General features: G+C 72.0%; 18 protein-coding genes. 11 read left to right on the top strand and 7 right to left on the bottom strand.

What is annotated here, in order from left to right; translation table 11 throughout:
* Positions 1-49: 49 nt before the first annotated feature.
* Positions 50-499 (bottom strand): ATP-binding protein, encoded by a 450-nt coding sequence (locus tag ACFYT9_RS04830; protein ID WP_376597896.1) that lies wholly within the window; start codon positions 497-499, stop codon positions 50-52.
* Between the two features lie 271 nt (positions 500-770).
* On the opposite strand from ACFYT9_RS04830, the gene ACFYT9_RS04825 reads away from it, so the two are divergent.
* The 9 genes from ACFYT9_RS04825 (at position 771) to ACFYT9_RS04785 (ending at position 10,580) form a co-directional block, all read left to right on the top strand.
* Positions 771-1,547: a hypothetical protein gene (locus tag ACFYT9_RS04825; protein WP_389160956.1), complete on the top strand. Its 777-nt coding sequence runs from the start codon at positions 771-773 to the stop codon at positions 1,545-1,547.
* Between the two features lie 169 nt (positions 1,548-1,716).
* Entirely contained in the window at positions 1,717-2,487 is a 771-nt protein-coding gene (locus tag ACFYT9_RS04820) for a YcnI family protein (RefSeq protein WP_387272136.1), read from the top strand.
* Between the two features lie 49 nt (positions 2,488-2,536).
* Positions 2,537-3,271 carry an SCO family protein gene (locus ACFYT9_RS04815; RefSeq protein WP_389160954.1) on the top strand — a complete coding sequence of 245 codons (735 nt, stop codon included), beginning with the start codon at positions 2,537-2,539 and terminating at the stop codon, positions 3,269-3,271.
* On the top strand, positions 3,268-3,720 hold the full coding sequence (locus ACFYT9_RS04810) for a copper chaperone PCu(A)C (protein WP_389160952.1): 453 nt from the start codon (positions 3,268-3,270) through the stop codon (positions 3,718-3,720). The genes ACFYT9_RS04815 and ACFYT9_RS04810 overlap by 4 nt, the downstream gene beginning before the upstream one ends.
* Before the next feature lie 23 nt (positions 3,721-3,743).
* Entirely contained in the window at positions 3,744-5,663 is a 1,920-nt protein-coding gene (locus tag ACFYT9_RS04805) for a copper resistance protein CopC (protein WP_389160950.1), read from the top strand.
* Entirely contained in the window at positions 5,664-6,983 is a 1,320-nt protein-coding gene (efeB, locus tag ACFYT9_RS04800) for an iron uptake transporter deferrochelatase/peroxidase subunit (RefSeq protein WP_387272130.1), read from the top strand.
* 102 nt (positions 6,984-7,085) lie between these two features.
* Positions 7,086-8,021 (top strand): prephenate dehydratase, encoded by a 936-nt coding sequence (gene pheA, locus ACFYT9_RS04795; RefSeq protein WP_376597886.1) that lies wholly within the window; start codon positions 7,086-7,088, stop codon positions 8,019-8,021.
* 466 nt (positions 8,022-8,487) lie between these two features.
* Positions 8,488-9,777 (top strand): serine--tRNA ligase, encoded by a 1,290-nt coding sequence (gene serS / locus ACFYT9_RS04790; RefSeq protein WP_389160948.1) that lies wholly within the window; start codon positions 8,488-8,490, stop codon positions 9,775-9,777.
* Positions 9,774-10,580: an HAD family hydrolase gene (locus tag ACFYT9_RS04785; protein ID WP_376597882.1), complete on the top strand. Its 807-nt coding sequence runs from the start codon at positions 9,774-9,776 to the stop codon at positions 10,578-10,580. Before serS ends, ACFYT9_RS04785 begins: the two co-directional genes overlap by 4 nt.
* A 133-nt stretch (positions 10,581-10,713) precedes the next feature.
* Here the strand turns inward: ACFYT9_RS04785 and ACFYT9_RS04780 are convergent, their stop codons facing one another.
* Both ACFYT9_RS04780 and lpdA read right to left on the bottom strand, forming a co-directional pair.
* Positions 10,714-11,364 carry a rhomboid-like protein gene (locus ACFYT9_RS04780; protein ID WP_387272126.1) on the bottom strand — a complete coding sequence of 217 codons (651 nt, stop codon included), beginning with the start codon at positions 11,362-11,364 and terminating at the stop codon, positions 10,714-10,716.
* 126 nt (positions 11,365-11,490) lie between these two features.
* On the bottom strand, positions 11,491-12,894 hold the full coding sequence (gene lpdA, locus ACFYT9_RS04775; protein WP_389160945.1) for a dihydrolipoyl dehydrogenase: 1,404 nt from the start codon (positions 12,892-12,894) through the stop codon (positions 11,491-11,493).
* A gap of 151 nt (positions 12,895-13,045) precedes the next feature.
* Here lpdA and ACFYT9_RS04770 point away from each other — a divergent pair, with 151 nt between their 5' ends.
* Together ACFYT9_RS04770 and ACFYT9_RS04765 are read left to right on the top strand one after the other, a co-directional pair.
* The gene (locus ACFYT9_RS04770) at positions 13,046-13,756 is read left to right on the top strand and encodes a FadR/GntR family transcriptional regulator (RefSeq protein ID WP_389160944.1); all 711 of its coding nucleotides are present in this window, start codon (positions 13,046-13,048) and stop codon (positions 13,754-13,756) included.
* Entirely contained in the window at positions 13,753-15,024 is a 1,272-nt protein-coding gene (locus tag ACFYT9_RS04765) for a CynX/NimT family MFS transporter (RefSeq protein WP_376599184.1), read from the top strand. Before ACFYT9_RS04770 ends, ACFYT9_RS04765 begins: the two co-directional genes overlap by 4 nt.
* A gap of 54 nt (positions 15,025-15,078) precedes the next feature.
* Here the strand turns inward: ACFYT9_RS04765 and ACFYT9_RS04760 are convergent, their stop codons facing one another.
* From ACFYT9_RS04760 to ACFYT9_RS04745, 4 genes are read right to left on the bottom strand one after another with little or no spacing between them, the layout of a single operon-like run.
* The gene (locus ACFYT9_RS04760) at positions 15,079-15,798 is read right to left on the bottom strand and encodes an ABC transporter permease (protein WP_376599182.1); all 720 of its coding nucleotides are present in this window, start codon (positions 15,796-15,798) and stop codon (positions 15,079-15,081) included.
* A gap of 16 nt (positions 15,799-15,814) precedes the next feature.
* Positions 15,815-16,726 (bottom strand): ABC transporter ATP-binding protein, encoded by a 912-nt coding sequence (locus ACFYT9_RS04755; RefSeq protein WP_387272117.1) that lies wholly within the window; start codon positions 16,724-16,726, stop codon positions 15,815-15,817.
* Between the two features lie 49 nt (positions 16,727-16,775).
* Positions 16,776-17,678, bottom strand: a complete 903-nt coding sequence (locus tag ACFYT9_RS04750; RefSeq protein WP_376599179.1) for an ABC transporter permease — start codon at positions 17,676-17,678, stop codon at positions 16,776-16,778.
* Positions 17,675-18,640, bottom strand: a complete 966-nt coding sequence (locus tag ACFYT9_RS04745; protein WP_376599191.1) for an ABC transporter ATP-binding protein — start codon at positions 18,638-18,640, stop codon at positions 17,675-17,677. The genes ACFYT9_RS04750 and ACFYT9_RS04745 overlap by 4 nt, the downstream gene beginning before the upstream one ends.
* Positions 18,641-18,668 lie beyond the last annotated feature (28 nt).

Raw genomic sequence — 18,668 nt, 5'->3', positions numbered from 1 at the left:
CATTCAGGGGCCGTCCGCCCGTGTCCCTCAGGCGCCGTCCGCCCGCGCCTCAGGCCATCAGGAGGGAAGGGCTGTCCCGCCACTTGAGGATCTTGTCGAAACTGACCACCGCGCCGCCACGGCCCGAACGGCCGAAGTGGACGTGGTCGGAGAGCTCCTCGATCAACCGCAGCCCGCGACCGTGCTCGGCGTCCGGACCGGCGGCGGGGACAGGCTCCGCCCGCGTCCCGGAGAAGCCCGGACCGGCGTCGGCGACCTCGATACGGCAGGTCTCGCCGTCGAGGAAGGCCGTGACCCGGTACGCCTCCGAGCCCCGGCCCGCGGACGCGCCGCCACCGTGCTCGACCGCGTTGGCACACGCCTCGGTGAGGGCCACCGAGAGCTCGTAGGACACGTCGGGATCGACCCCGGCCGTCTCCATGGTGCCGAGGAACAGGCGCCGGGCGAGCGGCACGCTCGCAGCCTCGCGCCGCAGATGGAGTGACCACCAGATGCTCATGCTCCAGCCTCCCGGCAGCGGCTCGACATACCCCTAGCTATTGCCGGGGACGGCGGTCCGTAAGCGCCCGAACCGGCCAAGAGCGCCCGTTCGGCGGATGTGACGGGCCCGAAGGCCGGTGTATGTCGTACCGCAGACCCCGTAGGTGGCGCCCCGGAGACCGGCGCGTGTCGTCCCGGAGGCGGGTGTATGTCATCCCGAACACCCTCAAGAACGACCTTGTGGACCTGCCGCATGGAGGCGGGTGCCCTGGTGCGATGATGGGGCCGCCATGTCTGCCCCCGCGCTCGCTCCACGGCTGCTGAGGGCCGCGGTGTTCACCGCGGTCTGCGTCGTGCTGTCCGCGCTGGGACACGCCCTCGCTGCCTGCGCGGGCATCGCCCTGTGGTCCCTCCTCGCCGGATTCCTCGGCGTCTTCGGGATCACGGTCCTGCTCACCGGGCGCGAGCGCTCCCTCGGCTTCGTCGTCGCGACCCTCGCGGGCGGGCAGCTCGGGCTCCATCTCCTCTTCGGCCTCGGCCAGCGGCAGCTCGCCCTGAGCACCCAGGCCGACGACGCGCTGGTACGGATGGCGGCCAAGCTCGTCTGCGGGGCCGGTGCCGCCTCGCTCACCCCCGGTGACGCCGCCGGGATCCTCGACCGCGCCGGGATCGCCCCGGCCGCCGCGCAGGCCCACGCCGGGGCGCACGGGGTCATGGCGCCGACCGACGCGCTGCTGCCGGGCCTGCCCATGCTTCTCGGGCACCTGCTCGCCGCCGTGGTGGCCGGCTGGCTGCTGCGCCGCGGCGACCTCGCCCTGGTCCGGCTCGTCGAACTCTCCGGGCAGGGCGCGGCCGAGCTGGCCGAAAGCACGCTGGTGCGCTCGCTGCGCGCCGCGCTCCGACTCGTACGGGCGCTGCTCGCCGGTCTGGCGACGCTGGCCCCGTCCGGCCCGCGTGGCCGGATCCGTACCTCCCTCGACCCCTCGCCGCCGCCCGTGGCCGGGGCACTCCAGCACACGGTGATCCGCCGCGGCCCGCCGGCCGCCCCCTGCGTCCTCGCAGCCTGACGCGGTCCGCTCCACGGGAACCCCCACGGGGGAGTCCTCCGCGGAGGAGCCGGCCGCGCCTGTCCGCACCCGCCCGCCCGGCTCCGCCCGCGGCCCGGTGTGCCGGACCGGACCGCCTTCCTCTTCCGGGTCCCTTCCACGGGCCCCTCACCGAGCCGGAGTGTCTTCCATGAACCTGTCCCGCGCCGCTCTCGCCGCCGCCACCGCCGCCGCCTCCGTCGTCCTGCTCTCGGGCACGGCCTTCGCGCACGTCAGCGTGCAGCCCCAGGGCGAGGCCGCCAAGGGCGGCTACGCGACCGTGAACATCAAGGTCCCGAACGAGCGCGACAACGCCTCCACGGTGAAGCTGGAGGTCAACTTCCCGCTCGACCACCCGCTCGCCTCCGTCATGCCGCAGCCGGTGCCGGGCTGGAAGGCCGTCGTCACCAAGTCCAAGCTGGACAAGCCGCTGACCACACACGGCAAGCAGATCAACGAGGCCGTCTCCAAGGTCACCTGGACCGCGGACGGCTCGAAGATCGGCCCCGGCCAGTTCCAGCAGTTCCCGCTCTCCCTCGGCCAGCTGCCGGAGGACACCGACCAGCTCGTCCTCAAGGCCATCCAGACCTACGACAACGACGAGGTCGTGCGCTGGATCGAGGAGCAGAAGGGCGCCGAGGAGCCGCAGAACCCGGCCCCCGTCCTGAAGCTCTCGGCCGCCGGCGAGGACCACCACGGCGGCGCCGCCACCTCCGCCGCGCCCACCGCCTCGGCCTCCGCCGACGCGAAGGCCGGGCACGGCGAGGGAGCCGGGCACGAGGAGAAGGCCGGCGACCACACCGAGACCGCTTCGGCCTCCTCCACCGACACCACGGCCCGTGTCCTCGGCGTCGTCGGCATCCTCGTCGGCATCGCCGGCGTCGCCTTCGGCGTCCTCGCCGGTCGCCGTCGCTCGGCCTGACGGCACCGCCCCGCACGCCCAGCACCAGACCCCGAAAGACAGTCACCCCATGTCCACTGAGAAGACGTCCCCGTCGCAGAGCGGCGGGGACGGCACCACAGGCCGCCCCGGGCGGCGCACTCCGCTGATCGTCGCCGCCACCGCGATCGTCGCCGCCGTCGTCGTCGTCGGCGCGGTCGGCCTCGGCGACGACAAGAAGAAGGACAGCGTCTCGTCCGGCGTCGTCCAGATCGAGGGCGGCACCGAGCAGGGCAAGGCCGCGACCGTGCTCGACCGGCCGTACACCAAGCCCGACCTCGTCCTCACCGACACCAAGGGCCAGACGTACGACCTGCGCGAGCGCACCAAGGGCAAGCCGACGCTCATCTACTTCGGCTACACCCACTGCCCCGACGTCTGCCCGCTGACGATGAGCAACATCGCCGTCGCCAGGAAGCAGCTCCCCAAGGCCGACCAGGAGAAGCTCCAGGTCGTCTTCGTCACCACCGCCCCGGAGCGGGACACCTCGGCGTCGCTGGCCAAGTGGCTGCCCGCCGCCGGCGACCCGTCCTTCGTCGGTCTCACCGGCGAGTTCCCGAAGATCCAGGCGGGAGCCCGCGCCATGGGCATCGGCATCGACCCGCCGAAGAAGGAGAAGGACGGCAGCGTCGTCTCCATGCACGGCGCCCAGGTCGTCGCGTTCTCCCCCACCACCGACCAGGGCTACGTCCTGTACGGGGAGAACACCACCGTCGACGAGTACGCCAAGGACCTGCCGAAGCTCATCAAGGGGGAGAACCCGTGACCCGCCGCACCACCGCCCTGTCCGCCGCCGTGGCCCTCGCCGCCGCTCTCGCGCTCACCGGGTGCTCCTCGGCGAACGACAAGCCGAAGCTGGAGGTCAGCGGCGCGTTCATGCCCCAGCCGGTGATGGACATGGCCGGCGGCTTCCTCACGATCAAGAACGACAGCGGCACCGCCGACAAGCTGACCTCCGTGACCAGCCCGCTCTCCGACGACGTCCAGATCCACGAGACGAAGGACCAGAAGATGCGGCAGGTGCAGTCCTTCGACATCCCTGCCGAGGGCGAGCTCAAGCTGGAACGCGGCGGCAACCACATCATGTTCATGGCACTGAAGAACAAGCCGAAGCAGGGCGACAAGGTCAGCGTCGAGCTGCACTTCGAGAAGGCCGACCCGATCAAGGTCGAGCTCCCCGTCGAGGCCGCCACCCACAACCCGCAGCAGCACTGATCTCTCGTTGACGGAGTGACACAGTGACGACACCCACCGCCCCGCGCCTCGGCACCGCCCTGGCCCGGCTCCTCGTTCTCGCGGCCGCGCTCCTGGGCGTGCTCCTCGCCGGTGCCGCCCCCGCCTCCGCGCACGCGGCACTGACCGGGAGCGACCCGGGGGACGGGGCGGTGGTCGCCACCGCGCCCAAGGAGGTCGGTCTCACCTTCTCGGAACAGGTCGCGATCGGCGCCGACTCGATCCGGGTCCTCGACCCCTCGGGCCGGCGCGCCGACACCGGCGAGATCATCGACCTGTGCAGCGGCGCCGTCGTCAAGTACGGGGTGGCCCTGCGGGCCGGGCTGCCGGACGGCACCTACACCGTCGCCTGGCAGGCCGTCTCCGCCGACAGCCACCCCGTCGCGGGGGCCTTCACCTTCTCCATCGGCGCCCCCTCCGCCACATCGGTCGCCCTGCCCGAGCAGACGGCCGGCGGAGGGCTCGTCGGCACCCTCTACGGGATCGCCCGCTACCTGTCGTACGCGAGCTTCGCCGTCCTCGTCGGCGGCGGCGCCTTCGTGCTGCTCTGCTGGCCGCGCGGGGCGAGCGTCCGGCCCGTCCAGCAGACCGTCGTCCGGGGGTGGCTCACCCTCACCGGCGCCACCCTGGTGATGCTGCTGCTGCGCGGCCCGTACACCGGCTCCGGCAAGCTCGCCGACGCCTTCGACCTGGCCGTGCTCCAGGCCGTGCTCCAGACCAAGACCGGGGCCGCGCTCACCTCCCGGCTGCTCCTGCTCGGGGCGGCCGCGCTCTTCGTCGCCGTCCTCTTCGGCGCGTACGCCCGGCGCACCGACCCGAAGGAGCGCAAGGACCTCGCCTTCGGCCTGGGCCTCGGCGGCGCCGTGGTCGCCGCGGGCATCGCCGGCACCTGGGCGCTGGCCGAACACGCCTCCACCGGCATCCAGACGGGCATCGCCATGCCCGTCGACATCCTGCACCTGCTCGCGGTCGCGGCCTGGCTCGGCGGGCTCACCACCCTGCTGGTCGCCCTCTACCGGGCGCCCTCGGTGGAACGCTCGGCCGTCGAGCGCTTCTCCCGCGTCGCCTTCGCCTCGGTCGCCGTGCTGGTGGCCACCGGCATCTATCAGTCCTGGCGCCAGGTCGGCTCCTGGTCCGCCCTCACCGGCACCCGTTACGGGCAGCTGCTGCTGGTCAAGATCGGTCTGATGGGCGTGCTCGTCGGCATCGCCTGGATATCCCGCCGCTGGACCCAGCGCCTGGCGGAACGCACCGCCGGGGCGGGCCCGGAGACGAGCCCGGAGACGGAGCCGGACTCCGAGGAAGAGGAGCTTCAGGAGCTGGACTCCCAGGAGGCGCCGGACTCCGCGCGGGCCGCCCAGCTCGCCCGGCAGCGCGCCGCCATGGCCACCGCCCGGCGGAAGAAGGCGCGGGACGCGGACCCCGAGCGGACCGGGCTGCGCCGCTCGGTGCTGACCGAGGCCGCCGTGGCCGTCGTCCTGCTCGCCGTGACCACCGTCCTCACCGCCACCGAACCGGGCCGCACCGAGGAGGAGGCCGCCAGGACCGGCGGCTCCACGGCGGGATCGGCCGCGGTGCCCGATCGTCCGGTCGACATCCGGCTGCCCTTCGACACCGGCGGCGTGGACGGCAAGGGCGTCGTCCGGCTGAGCCTCGACCCCGGCCGCACCGGCGCCAACGCCCTGCACCTCTATGTGGACCGCCCCAACGGCAAGCCGCTGGACGTCCCCGAGATCAAGGTGAACCTCACCCTGGAGGAGAAGGGCGTCGGTCCGCTGCCCGTCGCCCCGGACCGGATCCAGACCGGCCACTGGAGCGCGAGCGGCGTACAGCTGCCGCTGCCCGGCGAATGGCGGATCCAGGTGACGGTCCGTACCTCCGACATCGACCAGACCACCATCGAGAAGAACGTCAAGATCGGCTGAATGCCCGTGAGCAACCCCGTGACCGGCCCCGCGTCCGACCAGGCCGCCGACCCCGTGCCCGACGGCGGTCACCTCGACATCTCCCGGCGCCGGCTGCTCGGCACCGTCGGCGCGGCGGGCGCGGCCGGCCTCGTGATCGGCGCCGCCGGTGGTGCCGGGATCACGGCGGCCGGCTCCGACGACAGCTCCGCGCCGGGGGCCGGTGGACCACAGGCCCTCACCTCCGTGGGGGCCACCGAGGTGATGTTTCACGGGAAACATCAGCCCGGCATCACCACTCCGCTCCAGGCGCGCGGCCACCTGGTCGCCTTCGACCTCGCCCCGGGCGCGGGCCGCAAGGAGGCCGCGGCGCTGCTGCGCCGCTGGTCGGCGACGGCCCGGACGCTGATGGCCGGGGACGCGCCGTCCGCGGACACCGGGATCGCGCTGGACGCGGGCCCGTCCTCCCTCACCGTCACCTTCGGCTTCGGCCGCACCTTCTTCGACCGGACCGGACTGGCCGCCCGCCGGCCGACGCAGCTCGACCCGCTGCCCGCCTTCTCCTCCGACGCGGTCGACCCGAAGCGGTCGGAGGGCGATCTGTGGGTGCAGATCGGGGCGGACGACGCCCTGGTGGCCTTCCACGCGCTGCGCGCGCTCCAGAAGGAGGCCGGGGACGCGGCACGAGTGCGCTGGCAGATGAACGGCTTCAACCGCTCGGCCGGGGCGACCGCCCGCCCCATGACCGCCCGGAACCTGATGGGCCAGGTCGACGGCACCAACAACCCGAAGCCCGCCGACGCCGACTTCGACCGGCGGATCTTCGTCCCCGCCGGGGCGACCGGCTCCCAGGACTGGATGGCGGGCGGCTCGTACGCGGTCGTGCGACGGATCCGGATGCTCCTGGACGACTGGGAGGGGCTGTCGCAGGAGCAGCAGGAGCGGACCATCGGCCGCCGCAAGGCGGACGGGGCGCCGCTGTCCGGCGGCTCGGAGACCACCCCGCTGGACCTGGACAAGAGGGGCCCGGACGGGAAGCTCGCCATCGCCGACAACGCCCACGCCCGGATCTCCGCCCCCGAACAGAACGGCGGTGCGGCGATGCTGCGCCGGCCCTTCTCCTTCCACGACGGGATCGGCGCGGACGGCACCCCGGACGCGGGGCTCCTCTTCATCTGCTGGCAGGCCGATCCGCTGCGCGGCTTCGTACCGGTGCAGCGCAAGCTCGACCGGGGCGATGCGCTGTCCCCGTTCATCCGGCACGAGTCGAGCGGCCTCTTCGCCGTACCGGGCGGAGCCGCCGAGGGCGAGTACGTCGGCCAGCGCCTCCTGGAGAGCTGACGCCCGTCGCGGGCCGCGGGCGGGCGACCGCCTTCGGGCCGGGACCCGTTTGAGGGCTGAGACGGGGCGGGGCCGGGGGCCGGGGCGCATTAGGGTGACGGTATGTCCGCCACCCGGTACACCTACCTCGGCCCCGAAGGCACGTTCACGGAGGCCGCGCTGCGGAGCCTGCCCGAGGCGGCCACGCGGGAGCTCGTCCCCATGGTCTCCGTCCCGGCCGCGCTCGACGCCGTACGGAACGGGGAGGCGGCCGCCGCGCTCGTGCCGATCGAGAACTCGGTCGAGGGCGGGGTGACGGCGACCCTCGACGAGCTGGCCTCGGGCGAACCGCTGATGATCTACCGCGAGGTGCTGCTGCCGATCGCCTTCGCGCTCCTCGTGCGCCCCGGGACCTCGCTGTCGGACGTCAAGACGGTGACGGGTCACCCGGTGGCCCAGCCGCAGGTGCGCAACTGGCTGCGCAAGCACCTTCCGGAGGCGGTGTGGGAGTCCGCCGCGTCCAACGCGGACGGGGCCCGGCTGGTGCAGGAGGGGCGGTTCGACGCGGCCTTCGCGGGCGAGTTCGCGGCGGCGACGTACGGCCTGGAGGCACTGGTCAAGGAGATCCACGACGCGGAGAACGCGGAGACGCGCTTCGTGCTCGTGGGCCGTCCGGCCCGGCCGGCGGCGCCGACCGGCGCGGACAAGACCTCGGTGGTGCTGTGGCTGGGTGACGATCATCCGGGTGCCCTTCTGGAACTCCTCCAGGAGTTCGCGGTGCGTGGGGTGAACCTGATGCTGATCCAGTCCCGGCCGACGGGGGCGGGGATCGGGAACTACTGCTTCGCCGTGGACGCCGAGGGCCACGTCTCGGACCGGCGGGTCGGCGAGGCGCTGATGGGTCTGAAGCGGATCTGTCCGCAGGTGCGCTTCCTCGGCTCGTATCCGCGGGCGGGCGCGTCCCGCGCGGACGTCAGGCCGCTGCGGCGGGGCACCTCCGACGAGGAGTTCACGGCTGCCTCCGACTGGCTGGCGAGGGCCCAGGACGGAAGGGCCTGACCGCGATGGTGACCGATCGGCGCGCGTCGTGCGTTCGGTCATCCACAGGCAAGCATCATTAGTCCTACCTGCATACTTTTCGGTTTCCCCCAAGAGTTATCCACAGACTGAAGGCGCAGGCTGGGGACAAGTCGACACCCGCCCTCGACAAGGTCGACAAATCGCCCGCGCCACCCCTCGCGCAGATGGACTCCGTCCACAGGGGCCACCGTTGTCCACGTCAGAGCGACCCCCCGTCACTCACCCTCCGGAGCGAGCGATTCCCCTCGAAATGAGTGCGTGAATCGTGTTTGATCACGCAATTCGGAGGTGGCGGAGTCGAAATCCACAGAACTTCCTCACACCCTGTGGATAACTCGGCTCACTGGAATTCCGAGGGCTGTCACAAGAAACTCAATTCGGGCATACCAACACGCGCCCACATATCCGGTGGGGGCGCGCGAGCGCACACCGGTAGCCTGGTGGGGTGATTGACCTTCGCCTGCTCCGTGAGGACCCCGACCGTGTTCGCGCCTCCCAGCGCGCCCGTGGAGAGGACGTCGGCCTCGTCGACGCCCTGCTCTCCGCCGATGAGCGGCGCAGGTCGTCCGGCGTCCGCTTCGACGAGCTCCGATCCGAACAGAAGGCGCTCGGCAAGCTGATCCCCAGGGCCACCCCGGAGGAGCGCGCCGAGCTCCTCCAGCGGGCCGAGCAGCTCAAGACCGACGTCAAGGCCGCCGAGGCCGAGCAGAACGAGGCCGACGACACGGCCCGTACGCTCCTCCTCCAGCTCGGCAACATCGTCCACCAGGACGTGCCGGTCGGCGGCGAGGAGGACTTCGTCGTCCTGGAGACGCACGGCACCATCCGCGACTTCGCGGCCGAGGGCTTCGAGCCCCGGGACCACCTGGAGCTGGGCGAGGCGCTCGGCGCCATCGACGTCGAGCGGGGCGCCAAGGTCTCCGGCTCGCGCTTCTACTACCTGACCGGCGTCGGCGCCCTCCTGGAGCTCGCCCTGGTCAACGCGGCCATCGCGCAGGCCACCGAGGCCGGCTTCATCCCGATGCTCACCCCCGCGCTGGTCCGCCCGCGCGCCATGGAGGGCACCGGCTTCCTCGGCCAGGCCGCGGAGAACGTGTACCACCTGGAGAAGGACGACTACTACCTGGTCGGCACCTCCGAGGTCCCGCTCGCCGCGTACCACATGGACGAGATCATCGACGCCGACAAGCTGCCGCTGCGGTACGCGGGCTTCTCGCCCTGCTTCCGCCGCGAGGCCGGCACGTACGGCAAGGACACCCGCGGCATCTTCCGCGTCCACCAGTTCGACAAGGTCGAGATGTTCTCGTACGTCGCGCCCGAGGACGCGGAGAACGAGCACAAGCGGCTCCTGGACTGGGAGAAGCAGTGGCTCACCTCCCTGGAGCTGCCCTTCCAGGTCATCGACGTCGCCACCGGCGACCTCGGCTCCTCGGCCTCCCGCAAGTTCGACTGCGAGGCGTGGATCCCGACGCAGGGCAAGTACCGCGAGCTGACCTCGGCCTCCAACTGCGACGGATTCCAGGCCCGCCGCCTCTCCGTCCGCATGCGCGAGGAAAAGGGCGGCAAGAAGACCGTCCAGCCGCTCGCCACGCTGAACGGCACGCTGTGCGCCGTCCCGCGCACCATCGTCGCCATCCTGGAGAACCACCAGCTCGCCGACGGTTCGGTGCGCGTCCCCGAGGTACTCCGTCCGTACCTGGGCGGGCGCGAGGTCCTGGAGCCGATCGCCAAGTGAGCGCCTTCCCCTACCGCCTGGTCGCGACGGACCTCGACGGCACGCTGCTGCGGGCCGACGAGTCCGTCTCGGACCGCACCCGGGAAGCCCTCGCCGCGGTGACGGCGGCGGGCGCCGCGCACATCGTCGTCACCGGCCGGGCCGTGCCCTGGACCCGGCACATCCTCGACGACCTCGGCTACGAGGGGATCGCGGTGTGCGGCCAGGGCGCGCAGGTCTACCACGCCGGCGAGCACCGGCTGCTGACCTCGCTGACCCTGGACCGGCAGCTCGCCGGGCTCGCCCTCTCCAAGATCGAGGCGGAGGTCGGCCCGGTGGCGCTGGCCGCGAGCCGCGACGGCCTGGAGGGCGAGGTCCTGGTGGGCCCCGGCTACCGGTCCCAGGAGGGGCCGCTGCCCTACGTGCCGTACGAGGACCCGGCGGAGGTGTGGGCGGCGCCGCTCACCAAGCTCTACCTCCAGCATCCGGCGATGACCGACGACGAGCTGACCGCCGTCGCGCGGGCGACCGTCGGCGGGCTGGTCGACGTGGTCATGGCGGGCCCGGGGATCGTGGAGATCCTGCCTCTGGGTCTGAGCAAGGCCACCGGTCTCTCGCTGGCGGCGCGCCGGCTGGGGGTGAAGGCGGCGGAGACCATCGCCTTCGGCGACATGCCCAACGACATCCCGATGTTCGGCTGGGCCGCACACGGGGTCGCGATGGGCAACGCGCACGCGGAGCTGCGGGCCGTGGCGGACGAGGTGACCGCCTCCAACGAGGAGGACGGCATCGCGGTCGTCCTGGAACGCCTGCTAGCGGGCTGACCCGTCCAGGAGATTCCGTGCGAAGGCCCGCTCCCCCTGGGAGCGGGCCTTCGTCGGTCGCGGCCCGCGCGGACCGTAGATCCGCGCGCTCGAAGCGGCCGCCACCGGGGGATCCCCCGTTTCCCCCGCACAACTAGTGTGCTCCGGAACCCCGTTCGGGGTCGATCGGTTTTCCGTGCGGTGACGACACCGGCATCCCCGGGTGTCGGGTGGGCGGGTGCCGGGTGAGCGGATAGCAGGCCAGGCCGATCGCGAGCGAGATCGCGTGCCCGAGGTCGGTGTACGTGCGGTTCGCGAGCAGCGGCACGAGGAAGAAGGCCACCGCGGCGGTCAGGTAGAGCCACCGCCAGGGCCGGACGATCCGGTAGGTCAGGATCCCGGCGGAGGCGGCGAGGCCGTAGCTGACGCCGATGTCGACGACGTGCGCCATGCTGCGCGGCACGTCGTGGTCGCGGATCGCCAGGAGCACGACCTGCTGGCTGACGAGGGTCGCCGCGATGTGCGCGCCGGCGACGGTGAAGAGCCACCTGGCCGTGCCCAGCCAGCGCTCCACGGGCGCGTGCAGCGTCTCGAAGAGCAGGGCGTACAGCAGCAGGTCCGCCGGGTTCTCGATCCAGAAGGCGCTGCCGAGCAGCGCGCGGACCGGGTGGTGGGCGAGCTGGTGGAGGTTGCTGCTGTTCCGGTGGAGGAGGTGGGCGTCCAGGCCGGCCGGGGCCAGCGCGAGGGTGAGGCTCGTGGCCGTGATGACGGCGAGCCAGAGATGCGTACCGGGTGACGAACGCACCCACGACCTGATCGGTCGGGACGGTTCGCCACCCGGGAAGGTTTCGCTCGGCACTTCCCAGTGCCTATCACCTGAAGCCGTGGGAGACCTGTGAGGCCGGGCGGGGCCTCGGGAAACGACCGGGTCTCAGAAGTTGATCATGTGGCCGGCGATGCCGTGGATCGCTTCCTTGACGGCCTCGCCGAGCGTCGGGTGGGCGTGGATGTTCCGCGCGACCTCGTGCACGGTGAGGTCCCACTGCTGGGCCAGGGTCAGCTCGGGCAGCAGCTCGGTGACGTCGGGGCCGATCAGGTGGGCGCCGATGATCTCGCCGTACTTGGCGTCCGCGACGATCTTGACGAAACCGGTGGAGTCGCCGAGGCCGTGCGCCTTGCCGTTCGCCATGAAGGGGAACTTGGCGACCTTGACGTCGTAGCCCTTCTCGCGGGCCTGCGCCTCGGTGTAGCCGAAGCTGGCGATCTGCGGCTGGCAGTAGGTGGCGCGCGGGATCATGACGTAGTCGAGTTCCATGGTCTCGGCGTCCGCGATGGTCTCGGCGGCGATGACGCCCATGGCCTCGGCGGTGTGCGCGAGCATCAGCTTCGCGGTGACGTCACCGATGGCGTAGATGTTCGGCACGGAGGTGCGGCAGCGGCCGTCGACGTCGATGGCGCCGCGCTCGGTGAGGGCGACACCGGTGTTCTCCAGGCCGTAGCCGGAGACGTTCGGGGCGAAGCCGATGGCCTGGAGGACCTTGTCGGCCTCCAGGACCTTGCTCGCGCCGTCCTTGCCGGTGACGGTGACGCGGACCTGCGGGCCAGACTCGTCGATGGCCTCGACGCGGGTCGAGGTCAGGACGTCGATGCCGAGCTTGCGGTACTGCTTCGCGAGCTCCTTCGACACCTCCTCGTCCTCCAGCGGGGCCACCCGGTCGAGGAACTCGACGATGGTGACCTTGGTGCCGTAGTTGTTGAGCACGTACGCGAACTCGATGCCGATGGCGCCGGCGCCCGCGATGACGATCGACTTCGGGGCGTCCTCGGCGAGGATCTGCTGCTCGTACGAGACGACGCGGTCGCTGAGCGCGGTGCCGGGCAGCAGGCGCGGGGTGGCGCCGGTGGCGATGATGCAGTTGTCGAAGGTGATCGTCTGCGTGGTGCCGTCGGACTTGGCCACCTGGAGGGTGTTCGCGTCCAGGAAGGTGCCCCGGCCGTCGAACTCCGTGATGCCGTTCTTCTTCATCAGGAAGTGGACGCCCTTGACGCGGCCGTCCGCGACCGTGCGGCTGCGGCGGTAGGCGTCGCCGTAGTCGAAGGTCACCGTGCCGTCGACCTTGATGCCGAAGGTCTTGGCCTCGTGGTTGAAGATGTGCGCCAGTTCGGCGTTGCGGAGCAGCGCCTTGGTGGGGATGCAGCCGACGTTCAGGCAGACACCGCCCCAGTACTTCTCCTCGACGACCGCGACCCGCTTGCCCAGCTGGGCGGCGCGGATGGCGGCGACGTAGCCGCCGGGGCCAGCTCCGAGTACGACGACGTCGAAGCGGTCTGACATGACTGACTCCCGAGGGTGGTGAGGGTGTTCGGTGCACGTACGAGCCCACAGTAGTCCGGTCGCCGGGCGGTGCCCCGGTGGATCGGCCACCGCTGTGGATTACTTGTAGGATGACTGGGCAACCGGGCGAATCGCGGGAGGTACGGAGCGGATGGCGGCACTGAGAGCGGCGGGGCGCACCTCGCTGGTGGACTCCGCGGTGGAGCAGCTGCGGGCGCAGCTCGCCGAGGGCGAGTGGGCCGTCGGGGACCGCATCCCGACCGAGCACGACCTCGCCCAGCAGCTCGGCGTCGGCCGCAACACCGTCCGCGAGGCGGTCCGGGTGCTCGTCCACGCCGGGCTCCTGGAGTCGTGGCAGGGCAACGGCACCTTCGTCCGCTCCACCGCCGACCCGGCGGCCGTCCTGCGCGGGGTCCGGCACGCCGGCGCCCGGGACGTCCTGGAGCTGCGGACCGCCCTGGAGGCGGAGGCGGCCAGGCTCGCGGCGGAGCGGCGGGACACCCATGACCTGCTGCGGCTGCGGGCCGCCCTGACCACGCTGCGCGAGGAGGGCGACCGGGACGCCGACGCCGACCTCGCCTTCCACCTCGCGGTGGTCGCCGCCACCCACAACAAGGCCTTCATCGAGGTCTACCGCTTCTTCTCCACCCAGGTCCACGAGGTCCTGGTCGAGGCGCTCGGCGACCGCGCGATGCCGCCGGTCGACATCGACGCCCACGAGGCCCTGGTCGCCGCCGTCGAGGCGGGCGACGCGGACGCGGCCGAGCGGCAGGCCCGTGAACTGCTGCGGGTGCCCGCGGAGACGGTGGCGGCGCTCATGGAGGAGACGGCCGCCGAGCCGGAACCGGAGGCACGCGCGTGAAGGGGACGGAAACGGGCCCCGCGCGCGTACTGGTCGACGCCGAGGCCGACGTACGGCCGTCGTCCGCCGGGGCGGCCGCGCGGCGGGCGCTGCTCGCCCACCCGGTGCTGCTGCTCGTCGGGATCGTGCTCGCCTCGCTCAACATGCGGGTGGCTCTGGCGAGCGTGGCGCCGCTGGTGGGGGAGATAGCCGGGGCCTTCGGCCTCTCCTCGACCGCGGGCTCGCTCATCACCTCGATCCCGGTGCTCTTCCTGGGCCTCGGTGCGCTGGTCGCGCCCTGGCTGGGGCGCCGCTTCGGCGCCGAGCGGATCGTCCTCGCCGCGCTCCTGCTGCTCGCCGGCGGCATCCTGCTGCGGCTGCTGCCCTCGGTGACGGCGCTGTACGGCGGCGGGGTCCTCGTCGGCACCGCCATCGCCCTGCTCAACGTGCTGATGCCGGGGCTGATCAAGCGGGACTTCCCGGAGCGGGCCGCCACCATGACCTCGGTCTACACGGGGGCGATGGTCGCGGGCGCGACGGTCGCCGCGGCGGCCGCCGTCCCCCTGGAGGAGGCACTCGGCGGCGGCTGGCAGGGCTCGCTCGGCTTCTGGTCGCTGCTCGCCGTCGTGGCGGCGGTGGCCTGGCTGCCGCAGGTGCTGATCGCCCGGGGCCGTACGGGTCACGAGGTACGGGCCGTCCCGGCCGCCGGCGCCGCCCCCACGCGCGTGTGGCGCTCGGCGCTCGCCTGGCAGGTGACCCTCTTCATGGGGCTTCAGTCGCTGTGGTCGTACGTGCTGATCGCCTGGATGCCGACGATCTTCACCGACCACGGGATGAGCCGGTCCGAGGCCGGTGTGGTCTTCGCCTTCAACAACCTGATCCAGATCGCCGGGGCCTTCGCGGTCCCGCTGCTGGCGGGCCGCATGCGGGACCAGCGCCCGCTGGTGGTGCTGGTGACGACGATGGTCGGGGCCGGTTACGCCGGGCTGCTGGTCGCCCCGGCCGAGGGCGCCTGGCTCTGGTCGGCCGTCCTCGGCATCGGTCAGGGCGGAGCCCTGGGGCTCGCCCTGACCCTGATCGTGCTGCGTACCGAGGACGCCCCGACCGCGGCCCGGCTCTCCGGGATGGCCCAGACGGTCGGCTACCTGCTGGCGGCCGTGGGGCCGCTCGCGGCCGGTGCCCTGCACCAGGCGACCGGCTCGTGGACGCTGCCGATCTCGCTGGTGCTGGGCGTCTGCGCGGCGGCCGCGGGCGTCGGTCTGCTCGCCGCCCGCGACCGTACCGTCTGACGTCCCGTCCGGGCCGGTCCTGCTCCTCGCCCTGACGTCCCGTCCGGGCCGGTCCTACTCCTCGCCCGCCAGCTTCAGCGTGCGCAGCTTGTGGCCGGCGAACCAGGTGGCGCCGAGGGTGACGGCGACCAGGAGCACCGACGCCGTCGGCAGGGCCACGTCCGAGCTGATCAGCCCCTCGCCGGTGACCTTCTCGGCGAGGGCGAGCGCCCACTGCTGGACGCTGAGGGTGCGGGCGCCGGCGATCAGGGAGCCGAACAGGGCCTCCCAGACCAGGGCGTAGACGAGGCCGATCACCACGGCGTGCCTGCTGATCGTGCCGAGCAGCAGGAAGAGCGCGCTGTAGGCGATGGAGGCGACCAGCGCGGCGACCATGTAGGCCACGGCGACCTGCTGCCCGTTGCCGTTCAGGATGAAGCCGGCGATCAGCGTGGGCACGGCCGAGAAGGCCATGGTCACGGCGATGGCCACGATCAGCTTGGTGACGATGATCGTCGGCCGCTTCACCGGCTTGGAGAGCAGGTAGACGATGGAGCCGTCGTCGATCTCCGGGCCGATCGCGCCCGTGCCGGCGATGACGCCGATCAGCGGCACCATCGTGGCGAGCGCGAAGCCGCCGAGGAGGTCGGCCGCGACCTGGTCGTCCGCGCCGTTGATGACGCGGACGGCCGTGGCGATGAGCAGGAGCAGGCCGGGCAGCAGGAAGAGGATCGCCGCCCGGCGGCGGCCGAGGAGGGCCCGGTAGGTGAGCCGGGCGACGGTGGGGTCGTACATCGGGGTCATGCTCCTTTCAGGCCGCGACGAGATACGAGAAGACGGATTCGAGGGACTCGTCCGAGGGCGAGACCGTCAGCAGCCGGATGCCGTGCTCGCGCGCGACCTTCGGCAGCAGTTCGGTGAACCGGCCGAAGTCGACGGCCTGGATCCGCAGTCCGCCCTCCGCCGCGTCGACCTCGATGCCGGCCGTGGACGGGTCGGCGATCAGCGCGGCGGCGAGCGCCCGGTCGTCGCTGGAGCGGACCAGATAGCGGTGCGGGCGGTCGGTCATCAGGCGGCGGATCCGGCGGAAGTCGCCGGAGGCGGCGTGCCGGCCGGCGACGATCACCTCGATGTGGGAGGCGAGCTGCTCGACCTCCTCCAGGATGTGCGAGGAGAACAGCACCGTGCGGCCCTCGGCGCCCATCCGGCGCAGCAGCTCCATGAGCTGCATCCGCTGGCGCGGGTCCATGCCGTTGAACGGCTCGTCGAGGAGGAGCACGGACGGCTCGTGGACGAGGGCCGAGGCCATCTTCACGCGCTGCCGCATGCCCTTGCTGTACGTGGCGATCTTCCGGTCCTGCGCGTACTCCATCTCCACGGTGGCGAGGGCCCGCTGGGCCTCCGCGTCGCCGAGGCCCTGGAGCTCCGCGTTGGCCACGACGAACTCGCGGCCGGTGAGGAAGTCGTACATCGCCTCCCGCTCGGGGACGACGCCGATGGAACGGTAGACCGACTCGTTGCGCCAGACCGGCTCGCCGTCGAGGGTCACGCTGCCGGTGGAGGGGTCGAGGAAGCCGCCCATCATGTTGATGAGCGTGGACTTCCCGGCGCCGTTGGGGCCGAGGAGACCGGTCACGCCGGGGCCGATCGACATCGTGACGTCGTTGACCGCGACGACGTTTCCGAACCAGCGCGAGACGTGGTCGATGTTGAGGGTGCTCATGGGCGCAGCCCATTCCTTAGAGGGGTGGTGGCGGGCAACGGGAGGGCACTCACAGTCCGACCTTTCGGTAGCGGCGCATCAGGATGCCGTAGCAGGCGGCGATGAGCGCGAGGACGAACAGCAGGTAGACCACGCCCAGGCCGGCGCTGACCTCCGCCTCTCCGGGGAAGGCCGCGGGGCCGCCGAGGAAGGCGTTCTGCAGGCCGATGACGAGGGTGAGGGGCGAGAAGAGCCCGAGCCAGGTGATCGCTTCGGTGTTCTCGGTGGCGTAGGAGATGCCCTGGAGGGTGGAGACCGCGCCGTAGGAGATGGTGAGGACGGCGATCACGGCGGCGACGCCGAAGCCGCGGCGCGGGGTGAGCGCGGCCATGACCAGACCGATGCCTCCGAACAGCACGGAGAGGACCGCGACGGAGACGAGCCCCTGGCCGAACATCTTGGCCTGCTCGGCGAAGTCCATCTTGGCCAGCATGGAGCCGATCCACATGATCAGCAGCGGGGTGGCGGTGAGGATGAAGAGCGCCGAGGCCATCGCCCCGTACTTGGCGAGCACGTAGTCGAGCCGCTCGATGGGGCGGGAGAAGTACAGCGGCACCGTCCGGAACCTCAGGTCGCGGGAGACCGACTGCGGGGCCTGGGAGGCCAGGTAGACGGCGATGACGAGCTGGAGGTAGATCGCGTACTCGGTGTACTGCATGGGGAGCTTCTCGCTCTTCAGGTACACCGCGATGGCGACGATGATCAGCGCGGGCGCGCACATCACCGCGAAGAGCAGCATCGGCAGCACCTTCGACTTGGCGCTGCGGCCCAGGCCGTACGCCCCCCGCAGGGACTGCGAGAAGAGCGAGCGGCGGGCGTAGGAGCGGCCGAGCCGGGGGCCGTCGTAGGACCGGTATCCGATGTTGTGGATCCGGGTGGTGTCGGGGGCGGCCTCGGGGGCGGGAGTGCTCATCGGGCCTTGACCTCCTCGTGCTGCGCGGCGGCCTCGGGGCGGAAGACCTCGGCGATGTGGTGGCGGCGCTGCTCCATGCGGACCAGGCCGAGGCCCAGGCCGGCGACGGTGTCGCGCACCAGGTCGTACGTCTCCTCGCCGGCGGCTTCCAGGAGCAGGATGTGACCGGCGCCGGGCAGGCCCTCCTCGACGCCCTCGTGGAGGGTGACGCCGGCGGCGGCGAGGGCGGCGCGCAGCGCGCCGGTGCCGTCCGGGTGGGCGTCCGAGTCGGTGACCTCGACCGCGAGGGTCGTGGTGGTGCGGGTGAAGTCGCTGGTGGAGCTGGACCGCAGCAGCTTGCCGCCGTCGATGACGACGACGTGGTCGCAGGTCCGCTCCAGCTCTCCCAGGAGGTGGGAGGTGACGAGCACGGAGATGCCGAAGTCGGTCCAGACACGGCGGATGAGGCCGAGCATCTCGTCCCGGCCGACCGGGTCGAGGCCGTTGGTCGGCTCGTCGAGGAGGACCAGCTTGGGATCGTGGACCAGGGCCTGGGCCAGCTTCACCCGCTGCTTCATGCCGGTCGAGTAGCCGCCGATGGGGCGGTAGCGCTCCTCGTACAGGCCGACGTGACGCAGGGTGTCGGCCGTCCGCTCGCGGGCGGCGGTCGGCGGCAGGCCGGACATCCGCGCCATGTGGACGACGAACTCGGTGGCGGAGACGTCCGGCGGGAGGCAGTCGTGCTCGGGCATGTACCCGACGCGCTCGCGGATCTCCGGGCCGTGCTTGGAGACGTCGAGACCCAGGACCTCGGCGCTGCCCTCCGTGGCGGGGGAGAGGCCGAGCAGGATCTTGATCATCGTGGACTTGCCGGCTCCGTTGGCACCCACCAGTCCGGTCACACCGGGCCCGATGTCCAGGGAGAGCCGGTCGAGAGCGGTCACCCGGGGGAACCGCTTGCTGAGGCTTTCGGTGGCGATCACAGTCACGGTTCGAAGGTAGTGGCGAATC

The organism is Streptomyces sp. NPDC004435 (assembly GCF_042873895.1).
Lineage (GTDB): Bacteria > Actinomycetota > Actinomycetes > Streptomycetales > Streptomycetaceae > Streptomyces.
This window is presented reverse-complemented; position numbering and strand designations above follow the sequence as displayed.